Below are 20,764 nucleotides of genomic sequence, written 5' to 3' on the forward strand. Positions count from 1 at the left end.
GCGGGATTTATGGAGATAGAAGAAAAAAGTCAATAGCGTTAGTGTTAAAAATACATCTTTTTTGAAGATAAAAACGACATCACCTAACCACGACAAACTGTAAACTCAAAAAGGCTTTCGCTTATCAAGATGTTTTGATGCCACCCCTTGGCGAACACTTTGCGTAAAGGCCACCTTCATATGAAGGTGGCCTTGTAGTTAACTTCTCCATTGCAACAAGTCGTTACCGAACATCAAAGCGGTCAAGATTCATAATCTTGTTCCATGCCGCCACGAAGTCATTCACGAACATTTCCTTGGAATCCTCACAACCGTAGACTTCAGCGATGGCGCGAAGCTGTGAGTTGGAACCAAAGAGAAGGTCGATACGACTTCCGGTCCACTTGAGATCACCGGTTTCACGATCGCGCCCTTCAAAGACTTCCTGTTCTTCAGAAGTCGGCTTCCAAACCGTGCCCATGTCGAGCAGATTGACGAAGAAGTCATTGGTAAGCGTCCCGGGAGCCTTAGTGAACACGCCAAGCTCCGACTGACCAAAGTTGGCGTTGAGCGCGCGCATGCCGCCGATGAGGACGGTCATTTCCGGCGCGGTCAGAGTCAGCAGTTGCGCCTTGTCTACCAAGAGTTCTTCTGCCGAGACAGAATACTTGCCCTTGAGATAATTGCGGAAGCCATCCGCAATTGGTTCCAGAACGCTGAATGAAGGCGCGTCGGTCTGCTCTTCCGTTGCGTCCGTGCGTCCCGGAGTGAACGGAACCGTCACGTCAATACCGGCATCCTTGGCAGCCTTTTCCACCGCAGCACAACTACCCAAAACGATCAGGTCGGCCAGCGACACCTTCTTGCCGCCGGATTGCCCACCGTTGAACTCCTTCTGAATTCCCTCAAGCGCCTGCAGCACGTCAGCCAGCTCACCGGGTTCGTTGATTTCCCAGCCGTTCTGGGGAGCCAGGCGGATACGCGCACCGTTGGCACCGCCGCGCATGTCAGAACCACGGAAAGTCACGGCTGAGGACCATGCCGTATACACAAGACGGGAAACGGACAGGCCAGAGGCCAATATTTTGCTCTTGAGAGCAGCGACATCCTGATCGTCGATCAATTCATGATCAACAGCGGGAACCGGATCCTGCCAGATGAGCTCTTCGTCCGGGACCATGGAGCCGAGATAGCGGGAACGAGGCCCCATATCGCGATGTGTCAGCTTGAACCAAGCCCGCGCAAAGGCGTCTGCCAACTCTTCCGGATTCTCATGGAACCGCTTGGAAATGGGTTTGTAGATCGGGTCCATCCGCAGGGAAAGGTCTGCCGTGGTCATCATCGTCTTGACCTTTTTGGCAGGATTATGTGCAGCCGGAGCCAAGTCCTTGTCTTCCGGGCTGACCGGCTCCCACTGCCATGCGCCAGCCGGACTTTTTACGAGGTTCCAGTCATATCCGAATAACAGGTCAAAATACCCATTGTCCCACTTGATGGGGTTCGCGGTCCACGCGCCCTCGATACCGGAACTGATGGTATCGTCGCCCTTGCCGATGCCGTGCTTGCTTTTCCAGCCGAGGCCTTGCTCGGCAATACCGGCCCCTTCGGGTTCGGGACCAACCAGAGCGGCATCACCTGCTCCATGGCACTTACCGAATGTGTGACCGCCTGCCACGAGAGCAACGGTTTCCTCATCGTTCATGGCCATGCGGGCAAAGGTTTCACGAACATCCTTGCCCGATGCAAGCGCATCCGGCTTGCCATTGGGGCCTTCCGGGTTCACATAGATCAACCCCATCTGCACGGCGGCAAGGGGATTATCGAGTTCCCTGTCACCTTTATAGCGGGTGTCGCCAAGCCATGTGTCCTCAGAACCCCAGTAGATATCCTGTTCCGGCTCCCAGACATCCACACGACCACCGGCAAAGCCAAACGGCTTCAGCCCCATGGATTCAATGGCGCAGGTACCGGCAAAGACCATCAGGTCTGCCCAAGAGATTTTCTTGCCGTACTTTTGTTTAACCGGCCACAACAGACGACGCGCCTTATCCAGGTTTACGTTGTCCGGCCAACTGTTGAGAGGAGCCAACCGCTGATTGCCAGTCCCGGCACCACCACGGCCATCGCCCATGCGGTAGGTGCCTGCGCTATGCCACGCCATACGAATAAACAACGGTCCATAATGACCATAATCCGCAGGCCACCACTCCTGCGAATCGGTCATGACTTCGAAAATATCCTTTTTCAGCTCTTCAAGATCGAGTTTTTTGAACTCTTCAGCATAATCGAACGCCTTTCCCATGGGATTAGACTTCGAGGAATGCTGATGCAGGATATTGAGATTAACCTGCTCTGGCCACCAATCCTTGTTTGAAGTGCCGCCACCGGCCACCTGTTTACTCGTTCTACCAGTTACGGGACACTTACTCTCATTACTCATATTTAAAGCCTCCTTTTAAGCTGGACTACTAGTATTGGTTACTAGCAGTATCATCTTTTTGAGGCTCAACCAAGTACTCCATATTATATTCTGGTTACACACCATTCATCTGGCTGGAATATAAAGAAGGCCAGCGATTACTCGCTGGCCTTCCAATGATAATTATTCAATATTTACAGTGCTGTTTACAGGGCTTCAAATTCCAGATTCTCACGATATTGTCGGTAGTCGTCGATACTGACAAAGTAATCCGGGTCTTCCAGCACGTTGACCACGCAGATCTTTTCCGCCTTTTTGATGAGGCGGACGCAGTCCTTGCTGAGGTGCCAAAGATGGATGGTCTTTCCTGCGCGCTGGTACATCTCGGCAATCTTGTTGACCGTTTCAATGGCGGACTGGTCCATGATGCGAGACTCTTCGAAATCGATAATGACCTCTTCGGGATCGTTCTCCACATCGAACTTGCTCATGAAGAGCGTGGTGGATGCAAAGAACAACGGACCGTAAATCTGGTAGTGCTTGATACCGTGCTTATCCACCATCTTTCGAGCGCGAATACGCAAAGCGTTCTCCCAGGAGAAGATCAGAGCAGACACGATGACACCTGCGATGACTGCGATGGCCAGATCGTATTTCACGGTGAGGAAGGTCACTAGCACGATGACAATGACATCCCACTTGGGCACCTTATTCATTATGTAGAAGGTACTCCACGCAAAGGTCTTGATGACCACGATGAACATGACGCCGACCAGCGCGGCGATGGGCACCATCTCAATATATGTCGAGGTGAACAGGATGAAGAAGAGCAATGCTGCAGCAGCCACGATACCGGAAAGACGTCCACGGCCGCCGGAAGTGATGTTGATGATGCTCTGGCCAATCATGGCGCAACCGCCCATGCCACCGAACAGACCGTTAACGAAATTGCCCAGCCCCTGCGCAACGCATTCGCGGTTGCCGTGACCATGGGTGTCAGTCAGTTCATCAATGAGGTTCAGGGTCATCAGGGATTCGATCAAACCGATAGCTGCAAGGATCAGAGCATATGGGGTGACGAACGCGATAGTCTCCCAGGTAAAAGGAACACTGGGGATGGCAAAAGTCGGCAAGCCGGGCTCAATGCCGGTACCGCCATTACCCTGAATGAAGGAGAGGACAGTAGCAGTATCGATGCTGCCAAAAATGACCAGCATAGATACGGAAAGGATCGCGATAAGTGCGCCGGGCAACTTGGAGTTGATTTTAGGCACCAGCAACAGAATGGCCATGGTCAGAGCAACGAGGCCGCCCATAATCCACAGGGGTTCGCCCTGCATCCATTGGCCCTCGGCTTTAAACATCTTGAGTTGGGAAAGAAAGATGACGATGGCGAGACCGTTAACGAATCCCATCATGACAGAGCGAGGGACCATGCGGATAAACTTGCCAAGGCGAAAGAATCCGGCCAGCGCCTGAAACACGCCCACCAGCAGCAAAGTGAAAAAGAGATACTGCAACCCGGCATGAGAGCCCGGGCCGCCAAGGGCGTTGCCTTCCATAACGAGGTTCACCATGACTACGGCCATGGCGCCGGTGGCACCGGAGATCATACCAGGCCTGCCGCCCAGCACAGCAGTGATGATGCACATCATGAATGCGCCGTACAAGCCGACCATGGGGGATACCCCTGCGACAAACGAAAACGCGACAGCTTCGGGAACGAGGGCAAGGGCAACAGTCAGGCCGGAGAATACATCGCCCTGGATGCTTCCTTTCGACTTCGGAACAATGGAGTGGTTGGATTCCACAAACAATCCTTTCAAAAATATGATGTGGTTACGCTGCCCGTAAAGACAACAACAGCACAAGACAGCAGGAAGGCCCTGCTGAAACAAGGGTATTGGGAGCCTCAAAAGGCACCCGACAATATTGAGTGGTATTACTTAGAAAATATAAAAGGAGACTAAGTAAGAAGATGTCGAAGGGCCACACGAGCAGTGTCGGCCGCATGCGAGCGGAGATAAATGGACGATATCACGATGAGAGTCAACCTTTATTCCGCGCTCCAATACAATCACGCCCATTAATAATATAAAAACAACTCGCAGACCGCAGTTCCGAAGACCAGATTTTAGTGTCAAACCTTGACCAGTTAAAAACACTTGCCATCCCCTTGCACTTTTCAATAGATAACATCCATCATAACTATCGACCATTCTGATAATTCAATTCTGCCAGGAGGCTGACATGTCTGATTCGGCGCATCGTGCAATGTGGGAGAACCTTAACTTGGACCTGGAGGCACACGACGCGCTTCTGGAAGTATTGGGCAAATTTTACGGCGACATTTACATGTCTCAGGAAAACCGACTGCAAGGCGCTGAATATCTCGACTTCGTCCTTTCCGAAGTACATGGTTTGCGCATCAAGGAACTGCAGGACGCCAAGGACGCTGGTCGCAAGGTCATCGGCTCTTTTTGTGTCTTCGTCCCTGAGGAAATCACTCTGGCTGCCGATGCCATCCATGTAGGACTGTGTGCCGGAGCAGAGGCCGGAACCGATCTGGCCGAACAGTTGGTCCCCCGCAATACCTGCGCTCTCATCAAGTCCTTCATCGGCTTCAAGATGGCCAAACTCTGTCCCTTCATCGAATCCAGCGACATGATTGTCGGTGAGACCACCTGCGACGGCAAAAAGAAGGCATACGAGGCATTCAACGAAATCGCTCCCACCTACGTAATGGAAGTTCCCCAGACCAAGACTGAAGCTGCCCGCGAATTATGGAAAGCGGAAGTCCTGCGCTATCTGGGCGAAGTGGAGAAGCTGACCGGCAAGACCATCAAGACCGAAGAACTCAAGAAGGGAATCAAGATCGCCAACGCCAAACGCCGCGCCCTTCAGCGTTTGACCGCCCTGCGCGCTGCTGATCCTGCCCCCATTTCTGGCCGCGACGCCCTGCTCGTCAATCAGATCAGCTTTTATGACGATCCCGTCCGCTTCACCGAGAAGATTAACGAACTGTGTGACGAGCTCGAATCCCGCATCGCTGCCAAGGCAGGCGTGGCCCCGGCCAAGACACCTCGTCTCATGCTTTCCGGCTGTCCCATGGCCGTCCCCAACTGGAAGCTCCCCTACGTCATTGAAAGCTCCGGCGCAGTCATCGTGGGTGAGGAATCCTGTATCGGTACGCGCAACAGCCGCGACCTCGTCGACGAATCCGGCGAAACCTTTGACGATCTGATCGATGCCATCACCGATCGCTACATGAAGATCGACTGTGCCTGCTTTACCCCCAACGACGAACGCCTGGACAACGTGACTTCTCTGGCCGAACAGCTCGACGCTGACGGCGTGATTCACTACAGCCTGCTCTTCTGTCAGCCCTACACCCATGAAGCTCTCAAGGTGGACAAGGCATTGCAGGACGCTGGCATTCCCATGCTCTCCATTGAAACGGATTACTCCATGGAGGACGTGGAACAACTCAAGACACGCGTAGAAGCTTTTGTGGAGACCCTTGCATGATTGTAGGGCTCGACATCGGCTCCCGTTCCATTGAACTGGTAGCCATGGAGAACGGAGAAGTGGTGGAAACGCGTCAGGCGCCCACCACCTTCGATCCGCTCTCCCAATGCGCCAAGCTGTTGGATGGATTGCAACCTGCTTCCTTGGTCGGGACCGGGTATGGCCGCAATCTCATCCAGCGGCTTGGCCTTGATTGTGAATTCTCTTCCATTACTGAAATCAAGGCGCACGCATTGGGTGCAGCGCACATCTTCCCCGAAGCCCGTACTGTGCTCGACATCGGCGGACAGGATACCAAGGCCATGTCCCTAAACAAGGGCCGCGTTGTGAAATTCGAGATGAATGACCGCTGTGCCGCCGGCACTGGCAAGTTCCTCGAATACACTGCCGGGGTGTTCCAGATTCCTATTGAAGAATTCGGGACCTATGCTCTGGGTGGAGAAAACCCGCCGGAGATCAGCTCTATCTGCACCGTCTTTGCCGAGACCGAAGCCACGTCGCTCATGGCGCGTGGAGAAAAGCCCGAGAGCATCGCGCTGGGGTTGCACAACGCCATCATCAAACGAACCGTTAACATGCTGAATAGGGTTGGGCTCACCTTCCCCTTGGTATTCAGCGGTGGCGTGGCGAACAACCCATGTGTCCGTTCTCTGCTCAAAGCAGCGTTAAACGCCGAGACCGATGATGTGCGTATCCCGGAATCCCCGGACATGGTGGGCGCCCTCGGAGCGGCATTATCTCATATGAATTGATCCATCACCCCCGTATTGATGGACCAAGAAGCCGGACAGGGGTGACCTCGCCTGTCCGGCTATTATTTTGCCTTTCAAAACCTTTAACTACATATTCCCTAGAGCGACACACTCCGGCAATTAATCCCCGAGATAAGAAATTGTATTTTTTTACTCATCGGTTCTCCCCCGTCCCAACCAAGTTTTTTTAAAAAAAATTTTAGCCCCGAACACCAAGGGTTTCTGACGGTCAAGCACTAATCCGACACAAATCAAACTGAAGCCAAAGACAAAAACAACACACCAGAATAACGCATCTTTTTACTGTCAACCCGACCTTTTTGTGATCTTTTACCAATCACTGAATCACAGACACCCCCCTTGCGCTCAACCACATCTTGGAGTAAAAACTTCCCCGATCACGATGCACTTCAGGTGGCCACAAAGCCATAACAGGGAATCCGGTGCGAATCCGGAGCGGTCCCGCCGCTGTGAATCCTCAATCGAATCCGGCCAACAATGCCACTGCCAAAAGGCGGGAAGGCGGCCCGGACGGGGATAGCCAGAAGACCTACCTGAAGCATTCTGCCGTTGAGCGGTCCGCGGAGCCCGCGCACGGACATGAATATTTTGTAACACATCATAATCCATTGCCTGATCCAAACGGTTCTGCCATGCGGATCAATCAGGGCAATTCGGCAGGCTGTATGACGCGCCTCGCGGTGCCGTCTTCTCCGCTTTTCGTTGCCTGCCGGGGAACAAACATGCCATCTCAGATTCAGAAACGCGACGGCTGCGTAGAAACCTGGTCCACCAAACGGATCGGCGACGCCATCTTCAAAGCACTCAACGGCAGCGGTATCAAAGATCCGCTTCTGGCTAGCCGTCTAGCCAAAAAAGTAGAACAGAAACTCAAGAACGTAGACGTTCCCGAGCAGGAACAGGTCCAGGACATGGTACAGCAAGTGCTCATGGAAGCACGCCTGTACAAGGTCGCTGAACGCTACATCATCTACCGCGAAAAACGCCGCGAACTCCGTTCACAGGACGACGCCTTCCTCGATATCGCTGGCGTTACTGAAAGCTATCTCGAAAACGTCGACTGGCGCGTAAACGAAAACTCCAACATGGTTCACTCCTTCCAGGGCCTGATCCTGCATATGGCAGGTTCGGTACAGGCAAGGTACGTGCTGGAGAAGTATCCCGAGGAAGTGCGCATGGCACACACCCACGGCTACTTCCATATCCATGACCTTTCCTTCGGTCTGGCCGGATACTGCTCCGGCTGGTCTCTGCGTGACCTGTTGCTGGAAGGCTTCAACCTGCGCGACCGCTGCTCGTCCACTCCGGCCAAGCACTTCGACGCAGCCTGCGGCCAGATCGTCAACTTCCTGGGCACCCTCCAGAACGAATGGGCTGGCGCACAGGCTTTCAACAACGTGGACACCTACCTGGCTCCGTTCATCCGTCACGACGGCCTGGACTACGAGACCGTGAAGCAGCAGATCCAGAAGCTGCTCCACAACCTCAACGCCACCTCCCGCTGGGGTGGCCAGAGCCCGTTCACCAACTTCACTTTTGACTTTGCTCCGCCAGCACACATCGCCAACGAGCCGATCATCATCGGTGGTGAGTTCAAGGATTCCACCTACGGCGAGTACGCCGAGGAAATGGCCATGATCAACCGCGCCTTCCTCGAGGTCATGCTCGAAGGTGACGCGGACGGCCGCATCTTCTCCTTCCCCATCCCCACGTACAACGTGACCGAGGACTTCCCCTGGGAGTCCGAGGAAGGCAAGCTGCTGCTGAAGATGACTGCCAAGTACGGTGCTCCCTACTTCCAGAACTTCATCAACTCCGACCTGAATCCGGAAGATGTCCGCTCCATGTGCTGCCGTCTCCAGATGGACCTGCGCGAAATCCGCAAGAAGACCGGCGGCCTGTTCGGCGCTGGCGACCTCACCGGTTCCATCGGTGTCGTCACCCTGAACCTGCCCAAGCTCGCCTACCTGGCCCACAACGAGGAAGACTTCCTCGACCTGGTCACCGAGTACGCGCAGCTGGCAAGCGAATCTCTGGAATACAAGCGCAAGATCGTTGAGAAGAACCTGAATGCGGGCATGTTCCCGTTCTCCCGCCGCTACCTCAAAAACGGCTTCAAGGGTCACTTCTCCACCATCGGCCTCATTGGTGGCCACGAAGCATGCATCAACCTGCTCGGCAAGGGTGTGGACACCCCGTCCGGCTCCCGCCTCATGCAGCGCGTGCTCAATCACCTGCGCCGCCTCGTGGTTGATTTCCAGGAAGAGACCGGCAACCTGTACAACTTGGAAGCCACTCCGGGCGAAGGTACCTGCTACCGCCTTGCCAAGATCGACAAGGACCTGTACTCCGATATCCACACCTCCGGTGACGATACTCCGTACTACACCAACTCCACCCTGCTGCCCGTTGGTGTCAGCTCGGATGTATTCTTTGCCCTGGAACACCAGAACGACCTGCAGACCCTGTACAATGGGGGCACGGTCTTCCACACCTTCCTTGGCGAAGCCGCTCCGGATGAGGAGAGCGTGAAGAACTTCCTGATCAAGTCCATGAGCAAGACCAAGATCCCCTACATCTCGGTCACGCCCACCTTCTCCATCTGCGAGGATCACGGCTACATCTACGGCGAGCACTTCGACTGCCCGACCTGCGATAAGGAAACCGAGGTGTACACCCGCGTGGTCGGCTACTACCGCCCGGTGGGTCGCTGGAACAAGGGTAAGCAGGAAGAATACAAGGAACGCCTGGAATACACGCAGGAGAGCTTCTGCGTGAACTCCTAAGATGTTCACATAGGGAACAACGATGATTCTTGATGCCAACCAACTTGCCGCCATCCGGCAGCGCAACGACGAGGAAGTACGCCGAGGCAACAATGCCACCCACGGCTATCCTTCCCGCACTGTGCAGAACCTTCTGCACACCATCGAGGCGCTGAAAAAGGAAAAGCGGAAGTGGAAAAAACTGGCTCAGGAACGCGGAAAAGCCCTGTCGGAAATCGGTAAGATTACCGACGATGTCATGGGCGACTGATCCCGGCCATAATAGGCAACAAGACTGCCGCCCTGATGCACTGCATCGGGGCGGCTTTTTTGTGCTCAAAAGAGGTAATCCAGAAAAGGACTACCGAATACTGTAGCTCTTTTACTTGTATTGCTATCCCAATTTCAAGCCATTGGGCATGGGCTTGTCCGGCACGGCAAGGACCACACCATCTTCACGATAAAAGCCGGTGACAAGACACTCTGACCGCATCGGTCCAATCTGCTTGGACGGAAAATTGACCACGGCAACAACCTGCTTGCCGACGAGTTCTTCGAGTTTATAGAGTTGGGTAATCTGTGCGCTGGATTTACGAACGCCAATCTCCTCGCCAAAATCAACCCACAATTTATAGGCGGGGATACGCGCCTCGGGAAACACCTCCGCTTTCTGGATCGTTCCCACGCGCAATTCGACCTTCTCAAAATCATTCCATTCTATGGTTTCCATGCTTTCCTCCGTATTAATCACGTAGTTCAGAGACAGGACATAATGCAAACCATGAACGTCCGTATTGCACGAAATTGATCTAGGATGAAATCTGACGACGGTAGTAACCCGGAGTCAGGCCGAACCGTTGCCGAAACCGCCGGGTCATATGACTCTGATCCGCGAACCCCGCAGCAAGGGCAATGGCACTAAGGGAATCCTTACCTAATAGAAGGTCACGCGTATGAGCCAATCGCCGCTCCATGAGATAGGCGTGAGGAGTCATGCCCACTTCACGACGGAAGAGGCGAATAAGATGACATGTGGAACAGCCGCAGACTTCTGCGAGGAGGTCCAGATCAATCGCTTCGGCATACTGCTCATCAATGATGGTGCGCGCCAGCCGAACCTTGGCGGGGTCACGTCGGAGGTTGTCGATTCGTCCCCCTTCAGCGTGGCGATCCATGAGCAGGCTGAAGGCCCCGACGAACAACTCCCGGGCCTGAAACGCATCGTCAACCAGCATGAGCCCCGCATGGAGTCGAGCCAGCACGGTGCGCGACTGTGCATCCTGCTGCAGACGACTCCGGAAACCAGCGGTTTCATACCCACGCTGGGCCGCGATCTCCTCCACGATTGCTTCATCTACATATAGAGACTGCAGCGTACGAGACTCGGTCACGGCATGATTGGCGTGAACTTCACCCGGAGCAACGACGCCGAAGCTATCGGGCTGGAGGATGTCCGAAGCGCCTCTCAGACTGACCTTTTCTCCACCTTGCCCATTGAGCCAGAAAACATAGGCATCGTGCAAATGCGGCCCAAAAGCGAAATCCGGGTCGGCAAGATGCAGCAGCTCTACACCGGAGAGTCCGGGTGGCCGTATATATGTGACTAACTGTTTAGACATGGTCGTGTTCCTGCGAAAACGCTAGCACGGAGCTTCACGACGGTCCACCGCATGGAAGACCTGAAAAGGGGGAGCCCCACATGGGACTCCCCCTTTTCGGTTAGAGGGGTTTAGGAGTGTGACGAAATCTATTTGCTCACGGCGTATGCCGAGCACTTCTTGATAAGAGCGGCCAGCGCCACGCCACCCATGACCATGACAAGGCCAAAGTGAATCCACTCGATGGTCATGACAAAAGCGGGATCAGGGGTCACGTCCGGCATGTTGCGATACACACGGAATCCACCGCTTACGATGATGCCACCGAGGATGACAGCCCGCGCAGTCCCCATGGCCGTCAGGCGCAACTTGTCACGCCAGTCAACTACCCAATTGGCAACCACCACACCTACGACGAAGAGCAGCAGGGCCGCGAACAGATAATGAACTTTGTGGACAAGGAAAAAATCCCCTGTCCAAGCCAGTCCGGGTATGTCGACAATGAAATACCGTTTGGCGAGGGGCATCTGCATCATCCCGGTGAACGCGAGCATGGTCATGCAAAATATGAAGAGACGGCTTATCCACGCCGGGTACATTCTAGCTTTCATCGCTGCCCTCCTTGTCTTTGTTACCAGCAAGGAGCTTTGCCCCCAGACCGAGGAAACCGGCAACGACACCTGCCACAGGAGCAATAACCGTGGCCGTGGCCAAGTTAGTCTCATCAGCCATGACATCCTTCACTCGCTTGAAGTGAGGCTTGCCCTTCCCCTTCTCCACGGCCTTGTTCAGCAACTCGAACGGAACCGGTGAGACATACAGAGTATTGGTGCCGCCATTCTCATCCAGCCCGTAGATGAAACCATTGATCTCACGCGCCAGTTTCCTGGCCTGTACCACGATCTCATTACGAGGCCCGATGGTTTGGACGTCTTCCGGACAAACAGAGATACAGGCGGGCAACTCGCCCTTGTCCAGCAACTGGTAACAACGGTCACACTTGTACATGACGCCGTTGCCTGCGAATCGTGGCATCAGATCAAGATACAGCCCAACACCGGACTGACGTTGCGGAATATTCCACGGACACACGGCACGACACTTGGCACCGCCCATACAGACGGAATCGTAAATTCGGGTCACGCCATTCTTCGCCTTGCTGGCAGCGCCAAACGGACAGAGATGAGCGCACGGAGGGTTCTGGCAATGCATACACCGGCGGGGTATGTTCAACTCATAGGACTCGCCGTTGTATTCCACCTCTGCAGACTGAAGCGTAAGCCAGTTGTAAGGAGTCAACCGATCATCCACATCACGCTTGTTCGACCAGTCCTCTGCCTTGGCCCGACTGGCCGGAACCAGCTCGGGGAACGGCTTCTTTGGCTCAGGGAACTTGGCAGCGTTGGACTCACGGCAAGCATTTACACACTCACCGCATCCAATACATTTGGACAAATCCAACAGTGTCGCCAATTCGCCGTCGTCAGGAGAGGGCACGCGCCCCTGTGCAGCAGCGACGCCAGACGGGACCATCAAACCGGCACCACCTACGCCAAGCGTCTTGAGAAATCCGCGCCGACTGATGCCAGAGCTGTTCATCTTCTTTTTACTCATTGTATCATCCTTGAGTGTACACACTCGACAATTGAAGACATCGCCATATGAGATATACCCTATGGGGGTATGTTTGGTTTGTCAACCCACCTCATACAAATCGACTGATCAAACAATCAATCAATCCAATAATACCATGGACTTGCAACTTCCGTCTTCCCCACAAGAGTCGGCAATCATTAGTAATTTTAAATTTCGGAATGATTCATTGATTTGACATTTCCGTGTTTTTTGATATGTTCTGCGGCGAGAGAGAAATAAAGCACCCTCCAAATTAATATCTGTCGCATCGACCTACGCGATACCGAATTTGACCTTCGGAAACAGACGGACAACAAAAGATTATTCTGACCCCGATGCCGCGAGGGGGGGCTCTTTTTATGACTATGAGAGGAGAGAACATGTTGAAAGACGGAAAGTACACCAAGGACGACGCAGCTAAACTTATCATCGACGGCAAGACCTATGAATTGCCGATAATCATTGGCTCGGAAAATGAACGCGCCATCGACATCACCAAGCTGCGATCCACCACAGGCCATATCACTTATGACCCCGGATTCGGCAATACCGGCGCCTGCGCCAGTAACATCACTTTCGTTGATGGCGAAAAAGGTATCCTGCGTTATCGTGGATACCCCATCGAAGCATTGGCCGAGCAAGGCACCTTCATCGAAACAGCCTACCTGCTGATCTTCGGCGAACTGCCTACCCGCGCCCAGCGCCAGCAATTCCGTGACTACCTCAGCGAGCAGGAACTGCTCCACGAAGACTTGCGCCATCACTTCAACGGATTCCCGTCCAACGGGCACCCCATGGCTATCCTGTCTGCGGTCATCAACTCCCTCGGCTGCTACCATCCCGATCTGCTGGAAATTAACACTGAGGACGAATTCCTCCGCGCTGCCGCCAAGATCATTTCCAAGGTTCGCACCATCGCTGCATGGGCATTCCGCAAGGCGCAGGGGCTGCCGATTGTATACCCGGACCCGAACCTCTCGTACTGCCGCAACTTCCTGCACATGATGCACTCCATCCCGTACAAGCCGTTCGAGCCCACCGATGCTCAGGTACGCGCCCTGACTCTTTTCTTCCTGCTCCACGCCGACCACGAGCAGAACTGCTCCTGCTCCACCGTGCGCATGGTCCAGTCCACCGAGGCCAATATGTTCGCCTCGGTCTCTGCCGGCATCTGCGCCCTCTGGGGCCGTCTCCACGGCGGAGCCAACGCCGGCGTGCTGCAAATGCTCGAAGAAATCCATGAAGGCGAGAGTTCCATCAGCGAATACATCGAGAAGGTTAAGAACAAAGAATGCCGTCTCATGGGCTTCGGACACCGGATCTACAAGTCATTTGACCCTCGCGCAAAAATCCTGCGTCAGGCCGCCCATGACATGCTCGAGTCCACCGGCTACGAGGATCCGCTCCTCGACATCGCACTGGAACTGGCCGAAGTAGCCCTCAATGATGAGTACTTCATTGAGCGCAAGCTCTACCCCAACGTCGACTTCTACTCCGGCATCATCCTCCGCGCCCTCGGCATCCCGGTGAACATGTTCCCGGTTATGTTCGCCATCGGTCGTATGCCCGGCTGGATTGCCCACTGGAACGAGGCCAACACCGACGGCGTCACCAAGATTCACCGTCCGCGCCAAATCTACACCGGTAACAGTCCTCGCGATTACGTGCCTGTGGATATGCGCTTGGAAGACTAGTTCAAACTCAGTGCGGATGCCACTGTGTTGATGTCAGAAGACTTCGCGCAGGCGGGCAAAGGGCTGCCCTTTGCAATCCCACTCAGTGCCTTCGGCACAGACTGAATATACAGGGCTACGGGAAACCGTAGCCCTTTTGATTGAGCTCGATTATTATACGCTTTACAAAGATACCCGCATTTCGCATGCACCTTTACCAACGGCATTATGCAGTGTAGATAATTGGGAGTTATCTCGCATGGAACGGAGCAACTGATGAATACGAAGTACGAAAAGATCGCCTGCGTGGCGTCGGAATCACCTGCAGCGCAAGAAGCACTGGCAGCGCTTTCCAAGCGATACGACTGCGTACCTGTCAAAGAGGCAGACGTCATCGTATGCCTTGGCGGTGACGGCTTCCTGCTCTCAACCATGCATGACTATCATCACACACGCCTCCCCATTTACGGAATGAATCGCGGAACCGTTGGATTCCTGCTCAACAGCTACACTGAAAACGGTCTCATCGCTCGCCTCAACCTGGCCCATGGAGTCGTACTCAATCCCTTGCGCATGGTCGCCACGGATATCGACGGACACAAGCTCTCAGCACTGGCCTTCAACGAGGTCGCGCTGCACCGCTACTCCCAGCAGTCCGCACACATTCGTGTTTCCATCAACGGACAACAGCGACTGGAGAATCTCGTATGTGACGGCATCATGGTCGCCACCCCGGCAGGTTCCACCGCCTACAATCTTTCCGCACGCGGGCCCATCATCCCGGTCGGGTCCAATGTCCTCGCGCTAACCCCGGTTTCCCCATTCCGTCCCCGCCGCTGGAATGGCGCTCTCCTGCCCCACTCCGTCACCGTGGAGTTCGACATCATTGATCCATTCAAGCGCCCGGTGGGAGCTTCTGCCGACTCGTTTGAAGTCCGCGATGTCAGCCACGTCAGCATTCAGGAAGACCATTCCGAATGCGCGACCATTCTATTCGACCCAGACCACTGCCTGGAAGAACGCATTTTCAGCGAACAGTTCGTGAACTAGCTCTCACACACTTGAGGGCCTTTCTTATGATTTGCTATTGCACGCACTCCGATATAGACATATCCTATCTCAAAAGGAGACAGGATAGACAATGCAAATACTTATTACACTTTCTTCCACTGATCCTGAAATCAAGTGGAATGCAGTTCGATATGGTAACTTCCTGCTCAACGCAGGCGAAGAGGTCACCATATTCCTTAATGGTCCGGCCGTGAACCTGTTGGAAGGCGACAGCCCAGACTTCCCCATCGCCGAACAGGCAAAGATTTTCACACTCAGCGAGGGCTTGCTACACGCCTGAGGCAAATGTATGGGCATCCACGGTGTGGATGATAACGACGTATTCAAGCTGTCCAACATGCAATTCCTCTATGAGGAGATGACTAAAGCGGACAAGATCATGAACTTTTAACCGACCTTTTCTTAAAACACTGCGCAATCACCACTACTATAATCGGTTAAAATCAGACAGTTTCAACAATCTGATATAAAAGACTTTTGATTCAAACAACACTCAAAAGAAAGGCCCGACCTGCATATGCAGGCCGGGCCTTTTACTTTACGCATTCCACCCATCAGCCCATGAGTGCAACCGCATGGGAGACTAATTCCCCGACAGTCACATCCACCAGCTGGTTATCCCGGAATGTCCGGATTTCCGTGCCGTCCGACGCAAGTCCCTCCAGCTTGTCGAGAACTCCGTCAGCCTTGAGGATACCCAGGGTCCAAGCCGCATAGGCTCGGTTGTAAGGGTCTTCTTCCTCCAAGGCCGCTACAAGAAAACGTTCACTGTGACGGACGTATTCAGGACGCTCACTTGCCAGCCGGGCCAAGGCCCAGAAAACATCACGTCGCAACTCTGGATGGTCAAGGAAGTTCCCATCACACTTTTCATCGCAGAAGATGTACGAAGCGAGAATCTTGTGAAACTCCTTGGCGACCTTCTCATTATGAACCATGGCCTCAGCCATGAAATGCGGAATACCCCATCCAAGGTTGCCAGACTCTTCATTCATGTACCACATGCACGTACGCATGAGCACGCGAGTCTGCTCCATGGAGGCTTCGGCCATGCGCCCGGCAGTCAAGCCAAAGGCGGTCACAGTCCTCCAGCGAACTTCCTCATCCTTATCCAATCGTAAAGAGAGCAGCGGCGGCACCAATTCCTTGGGCGCCCACGCCTCCAATTCAGTCAAACGGTTTTGCCAATCAGGATCGGCAAGGATGGCACGGACATCTTTTTTCAGTCGGCGAAATCGAGACATGGGGAACTCCAGTGGTTATCTCGTGCAATCATAGCAAATAAAAAGGGGACTGCCCATTGGCAGTCCCCCTTAATATAACCACGTTGCGCCTAAGCGCAATAGGAATAATTCCTATCTAGTGAGATTCCACTTCCTTCTTGAAAGCTTCCTCTACATCAAAGCCGAATTCTTCAGCCTTGGCGATGCACTTCTTGGCGTCTTCCCACTCCTCGAAGTGAGCGTCCACGATGGCTTTGTTGTTCCATGCGGGGCCGAAGTTGGGCACCTTGTCAAGGATCTGCTTGAGCAGCTTATCAGCTTCTTCGTAGTCACCAATGGTGATGTGGTAAGAAGTCATGGTAGCCTGGGCCTGAATAAAGTCGTGATCCAGCTTCAAGGCCTTCTTGAGGGCCTTGTGAGCCTTATCGACTTCGCCCTGCTGCAAGTAGATAAAGCCGATGTTGCCCCAGGGCACAGCAAAAAACGGACGTTCCTTGGAAGCCTGGATGTTGTAGTTCAGGCAGCCTTCCAGATCGCCACGCTGCATGGCAATGCCACCCAGCTGGACATAAGCTTCAGCCATCTTCGGAGAGTTGGCTACAGCTTCCAGAAATTCGCGCTCGGCTTCCATGAAGTCACGGCGGGACAGGTAGGCCACGCCCAGGTTGTAGTGGGTGTTGCCGCACTGCGGATTCTTCTGCAGTTTGCCTTTCAGATCAGCGATGTAATCATCAATATTATCGAATTGTTCCATGGCGTCCTATCCTTGTCTTGCAGGCAACTGGCACGCACACTATTTTGCGTCCCTGCAGCCTTGTATTCAAATGACTACGGCTTGATGCCGTGCTTCTTCAAATGTTCGTTGTACCAGAGGCAGTATTCGAAAACGGGTCGAACCTTCTCAAAGTTCATCACCAACATGACGTTGAACTCGTTGACCGCGTCAATAAACTCCTGATTCTGAGCGTTCCCAGTCTCCCGGATGAACAACTGGGTCAACTGATCAGAAGTATAGCCAGATCGGTCCTGACGAAGATCGATGGGGTCAAACGGAGCCGCAAACGGGTCCCAGTTTTCATAGCCCACGCGGTCCACGAACTTACGACGTCGCTTGGACATCTTCTCGTACATGTACTTCTTGCGCTCTTCGATCTCATTCAGACTGAGCTCTTCGATATTATCGACAGTATTGATTCTGGACATGTTTATTCTCCGCCCAACACCACGGTCTTGATGTCGCAGGAAGAACAGGAGGATTTATCCTCGGTGCAGGAAGAACAGGCGTCATCCTTGGGCGCGGCGCCCGGAGCTACGATCTCCTGCGGGGTAGGCTTGGAGCCGGTGAAGGTGGTACCGGTCTGAGCTGCTTTCTTGGGCTTGGGAGCTTCAACACCCTTCACGCCAAGATAGTGTTCATCGTACTCGGTGACCAGCGCCATGGACAGGGGCAGCAGCATGTTGCCCAGCTCCTTGAAGCGACTGTCCACACCCTTCTGAACATCCTTGCCGATGTTAATCAGACGATCGATGATGATATCCATGTTGACGGTGGGATACTTCTCGCCACCCTTGAACCCGGCCAGACTACAGGTATGCGCCTCGCCTCCAATGGAAGTGGGCACACCGTACAGGCGACAGGTGATGGGGCGGAATTCATACATTGCGCAGAGGTTGTCGTCGCCAAGCATGGGGCAACGCACTCGAGCACGAGCTACTTCATTCAGGATTTCGTTAGCCGGACGGCCTTCCTGAGTGGCTTTGTAGACCTTACGCTTGAGCTTGTGAATCTGACGGTCAGCCTTGTCGGCGCGTTCCAGGACCTGGGAACGCTCTAGACCGGAAAAGTTTTCGTTGAACTTGTGATTGATGTAGATGGCTTCTGCCAAAGTGATGTCGAACAGGGCGTGACAGCAGTCGCTGCAACCCTTGCCACATTTGACAAGGTCACCCATTTCGGTCTCGAACTTAGTGAAGACCGCGTCCACCTCGGCAACGATTGCCTCGTACTTCTCGAAATATTCAGTAAAATCTATGGCCATTATATTTTGCTCCTCGTCCGGCGCGCGTATGCCTAGTGCGCACCGTGGCGGTGTGTTGCATCGTTAGATAAGTCGCAAATCAGGGCCGTCAACCGCAGTCGGTTCGAAAAAGGAGATTTTGGCCGGAAAGAATGGAATTGCTTTGCGTCAGATACGAATCTGGCTGTCCCGGGAGGTTCACACTACTTGTAGTTGAGCCTTCCGGGGCAGCCAGAGAAAAAAAATGGAACGGGAGCAGTAGTAGCACTACCGCTCCCGTAGCCATATCGAGAGTCGAGACTAGGCCTCTTCGACAGTGATAGCGTCGGTTTCACAAACCTCAACGCAAGACTCACAACCGAGACATTCGTCATCGTTCACTGCAACGGCTTTGCCGTCCTGAAGTTCGAAAACTTCAACGGGACAAACGTCAACACATTCGCCGTCGCCGGTACACTTGTCGGTGTCGATAGTAATTTCGTAGCCCATTTTTTTCCCTCCAGAAAATAATTTGGGATTGCCCGCACTGTGCGGGCTGTTTCACTGCACCCCTTTAGCATAAGGTTTTCGGGGGGCGCAACAAATTGTTATCAAGCCCAGTCGGAACAGACCGGGTACGAATTTGCTGATATATTCATGCCGTTCCCCTGTCAAGCTGAGAGAACCATTTTCACTCCTGTGTTGCCGAACCTTAAGGGATACATACTATGGTTGTCGTTCGTGCCATACTCGTCTATTCTGCGTGGTCTGAACTGAATCTTAACTCGTCCACTTTAATATAAAGGATACTCATGTTTACTCAGGAAGAACTCAAGAAGTATGCTGAAACCCTGTGGTGGGGACTCTCTACCGCTCGTACCAACCCCTATCAGCCCGGCGACTATGTTCTGCTTCGCTTTGACACCGACGCCATGCCGCTGGCAGAAGTCATGTTCGACCTGCTCATGGAAAAGGGCATCAATCCCGTCCCCCGCCAGAACATGACCGCCAACATGGAGCTCTCCTTTTACGGCAAAGCCAACGAAGCCCAGCTCACCGACATTCCCGCCGGTGACAAGGAATTCGTAGGCGGCCTCAACGGCCTGATCTCCCTGATCGCGCCCTCCTCCCTGACCCACCTCTCCGGCGTAGATCCCAAGAAGATCGGCACCGCAGCCGTGGCCCGCAAATTCATGCGTGACATCATGGAGAAACGTGAGCAGACCGGCGATTTCGGCTGGACTCTCTGCGTCTACCCCACCCCGGCTCTGGCAGAGTCCGCTGGCCTGTCCATGGAAGAGTTCAAGGATCAGGTGATCAAGGCCTGCTTCCTCGACAACGACAATCCGCCTGCAAAGTGGGATGAAATCTTCAACGAGGCCGAGAAGGTCAAGGCATGGCTGAACGGTCTCAACATCGAGCACCTCAACGTCAAGTCCGAGTCCACTGACCTCATCGTGGTTCCCGGCAAAGATCGCCGTTGGCTCGGCGTGTCCGGTCACAATATCCCGTCCTTCGAGATTTTCCTCTCCCCGGACTGGCGTGGCACCGAAGGCGTGTACTACGCAGACCAGCCTTCCTTCCGCTCCGGCAACTATGTCGAAGGCGTGAAGCTCACTTTTGAAAAGGGTGTTGCTGTCAAAACCGAAGCCAAGCAGGGCGACGAATTCGTTGCTAAGCAGCTGACTCTGGACGAAGGTGCAAACCGTCTCGGCGAGTTTTCCCTTACCGACCGCCGTTTCTCCAAGATCAACGCATTCATGGCCAACACCCTCTTTGACGAGAACTTCGGCGGCGAACAGGGCAACTGCCACGTAGCAGTCGGCGCATCCTACTCCGACACCTATGCCGGCGATCAGTCCACTCTCGATGCAGCCAAGAAAGAAGAACTCGGTTTCAACGATTCCGCACTGCACTGGGATCTCGTGAACACCGAACAGAAAGTCGTCACCGCCACCCTCAAGGGCGGCGAAGAGCTTGTCATCTACAAGGAAGGCGAGTTCCAGTACGAATAAATGGCAACCCGCTTCGCGGGTGCCTCCGGCGGCAGGGGGAAGGAAAGGGAAAAAACTTTGTAAAGGGTTCTTCCCCTTCCCTTCCCCA

Annotated in this window: 19 protein-coding genes and 1 riboswitch; of the genes, 8 read left to right on the plus strand and 11 right to left on the minus strand. The window is 53.9% G+C overall.

Features of this window, described 5'->3' with window-relative positions:
* Positions 1–223: 223 nt before the first annotated feature.
* Both katG and HFN16_RS18710 read right to left on the minus strand, forming a co-directional pair.
* Complete coding sequence (gene katG / locus HFN16_RS18705) at positions 224–2,419, minus strand: catalase/peroxidase HPI (RefSeq protein WP_168892178.1); 2,196 nt, start codon at positions 2,417–2,419, stop codon at positions 224–226.
* 185 nt (positions 2,420–2,604) lie between these two features.
* Positions 2,605–4,209: a SulP family inorganic anion transporter gene (locus HFN16_RS18710; protein ID WP_168892179.1), complete on the minus strand. Its 1,605-nt coding sequence runs from the start codon at positions 4,207–4,209 to the stop codon at positions 2,605–2,607.
* A gap of 439 nt (positions 4,210–4,648) precedes the next feature.
* Between HFN16_RS18710 and HFN16_RS18715 the strand changes: the two genes are divergently transcribed.
* From HFN16_RS18715 to HFN16_RS18730, 4 genes are all read left to right on the plus strand, one after another.
* Positions 4,649–5,926, plus strand: a complete 1,278-nt coding sequence (locus HFN16_RS18715) for a double-cubane-cluster-containing anaerobic reductase (RefSeq protein WP_168892180.1) — start codon at positions 4,649–4,651, stop codon at positions 5,924–5,926.
* The gene (locus HFN16_RS18720; protein ID WP_168892181.1) at positions 5,923–6,678 is read left to right on the plus strand and encodes an acyl-CoA dehydratase activase; all 756 of its coding nucleotides are present in this window, start codon (positions 5,923–5,925) and stop codon (positions 6,676–6,678) included. Before HFN16_RS18715 ends, HFN16_RS18720 begins: the two co-directional genes overlap by 4 nt.
* Before the next feature lie 395 nt (positions 6,679–7,073).
* A riboswitch (cobalamin riboswitch) is annotated at positions 7,074–7,251 on the plus strand.
* 170 nt (positions 7,252–7,421) lie between these two features.
* On the plus strand, positions 7,422–9,485 hold the full coding sequence (locus tag HFN16_RS18725) for a ribonucleoside triphosphate reductase (protein WP_168892182.1): 2,064 nt from the start codon (positions 7,422–7,424) through the stop codon (positions 9,483–9,485).
* A gap of 22 nt (positions 9,486–9,507) precedes the next feature.
* Positions 9,508–9,735 carry a hypothetical protein gene (locus HFN16_RS18730; RefSeq protein WP_168892183.1) on the plus strand — a complete coding sequence of 76 codons (228 nt, stop codon included), beginning with the start codon at positions 9,508–9,510 and terminating at the stop codon, positions 9,733–9,735.
* Between the two features lie 123 nt (positions 9,736–9,858).
* Here HFN16_RS18730 and HFN16_RS18735 read toward each other — a convergent pair whose 3' ends face one another.
* The 4 genes from HFN16_RS18735 to HFN16_RS18750 all read right to left on the minus strand — a co-directional run bounded on the left by HFN16_RS18735 (position 9,859) and on the right by HFN16_RS18750 (position 12,676).
* Complete coding sequence (locus HFN16_RS18735) at positions 9,859–10,194, minus strand: tRNA-binding protein (RefSeq protein WP_168892184.1); 336 nt, start codon at positions 10,192–10,194, stop codon at positions 9,859–9,861.
* Between the two features lie 79 nt (positions 10,195–10,273).
* Positions 10,274–11,083, minus strand: a complete 810-nt coding sequence (locus tag HFN16_RS18740; protein WP_168892185.1) for an AraC family transcriptional regulator — start codon at positions 11,081–11,083, stop codon at positions 10,274–10,276.
* A gap of 128 nt (positions 11,084–11,211) precedes the next feature.
* On the minus strand, positions 11,212–11,673 hold the full coding sequence (locus HFN16_RS18745; protein WP_168892186.1) for a 4Fe-4S ferredoxin: 462 nt from the start codon (positions 11,671–11,673) through the stop codon (positions 11,212–11,214).
* Positions 11,663–12,676, minus strand: a complete 1,014-nt coding sequence (locus HFN16_RS18750; protein WP_168892187.1) for a 4Fe-4S dicluster domain-containing protein — start codon at positions 12,674–12,676, stop codon at positions 11,663–11,665. The genes HFN16_RS18745 and HFN16_RS18750 overlap by 11 nt, the downstream gene beginning before the upstream one ends.
* A 401-nt stretch (positions 12,677–13,077) precedes the next feature.
* On the opposite strand from HFN16_RS18750, the gene HFN16_RS18755 reads away from it, so the two are divergent.
* The 3 genes from HFN16_RS18755 to HFN16_RS18765 all read left to right on the plus strand — a co-directional run bounded on the left by HFN16_RS18755 (position 13,078) and on the right by HFN16_RS18765 (position 15,832).
* Complete coding sequence (locus HFN16_RS18755; protein WP_247648386.1) at positions 13,078–14,391, plus strand: citrate synthase; 1,314 nt, start codon at positions 13,078–13,080, stop codon at positions 14,389–14,391.
* A 255-nt stretch (positions 14,392–14,646) separates the two neighbouring features.
* Positions 14,647–15,420: an NAD kinase gene (locus tag HFN16_RS18760; RefSeq protein WP_168892189.1), complete on the plus strand. Its 774-nt coding sequence runs from the start codon at positions 14,647–14,649 to the stop codon at positions 15,418–15,420.
* 91 nt (positions 15,421–15,511) lie between these two features.
* On the plus strand, positions 15,512–15,832 hold the full coding sequence (locus HFN16_RS18765) for a DsrE family protein (RefSeq protein ID WP_247648387.1): 321 nt from the start codon (positions 15,512–15,514) through the stop codon (positions 15,830–15,832).
* Between the two features lie 163 nt (positions 15,833–15,995).
* On the opposite strand, the gene HFN16_RS18770 is transcribed toward HFN16_RS18765, so the two are convergent.
* The 5 genes from HFN16_RS18770 to HFN16_RS18790 form a co-directional block, all read right to left on the minus strand.
* Positions 15,996–16,685 carry a DVU0298 family protein gene (locus HFN16_RS18770; RefSeq protein ID WP_168892191.1) on the minus strand — a complete coding sequence of 230 codons (690 nt, stop codon included), beginning with the start codon at positions 16,683–16,685 and terminating at the stop codon, positions 15,996–15,998.
* A gap of 115 nt (positions 16,686–16,800) precedes the next feature.
* Entirely contained in the window at positions 16,801–17,418 is a 618-nt protein-coding gene (locus tag HFN16_RS18775) for a tetratricopeptide repeat protein (protein WP_168892192.1), read from the minus strand.
* A 74-nt stretch (positions 17,419–17,492) separates the two neighbouring features.
* Entirely contained in the window at positions 17,493–17,867 is a 375-nt protein-coding gene (locus HFN16_RS18780) for a hypothetical protein (protein WP_168892193.1), read from the minus strand.
* A 2-nt stretch (positions 17,868–17,869) separates the two neighbouring features.
* Entirely contained in the window at positions 17,870–18,703 is an 834-nt protein-coding gene (locus HFN16_RS18785; protein WP_168892194.1) for a YkgJ family cysteine cluster protein, read from the minus strand.
* A gap of 279 nt (positions 18,704–18,982) precedes the next feature.
* A complete protein-coding gene (locus tag HFN16_RS18790; RefSeq protein ID WP_168892195.1) occupies positions 18,983–19,171 on the minus strand; it encodes a ferredoxin in 189 nt (62 codons plus the stop codon).
* Between the two features lie 302 nt (positions 19,172–19,473).
* Here HFN16_RS18790 and HFN16_RS18795 point away from each other — a divergent pair, with 302 nt between their 5' ends.
* Positions 19,474–20,676 carry an aminopeptidase gene (locus tag HFN16_RS18795; RefSeq protein ID WP_168892196.1) on the plus strand — a complete coding sequence of 401 codons (1,203 nt, stop codon included), beginning with the start codon at positions 19,474–19,476 and terminating at the stop codon, positions 20,674–20,676.
* Positions 20,677–20,764 lie beyond the last annotated feature (88 nt).

It is taken from the genome of Pseudodesulfovibrio sp. zrk46 (assembly GCF_012516435.1).
Taxonomy (GTDB): domain Bacteria; phylum Desulfobacterota; class Desulfovibrionia; order Desulfovibrionales; family Desulfovibrionaceae; genus Pseudodesulfovibrio.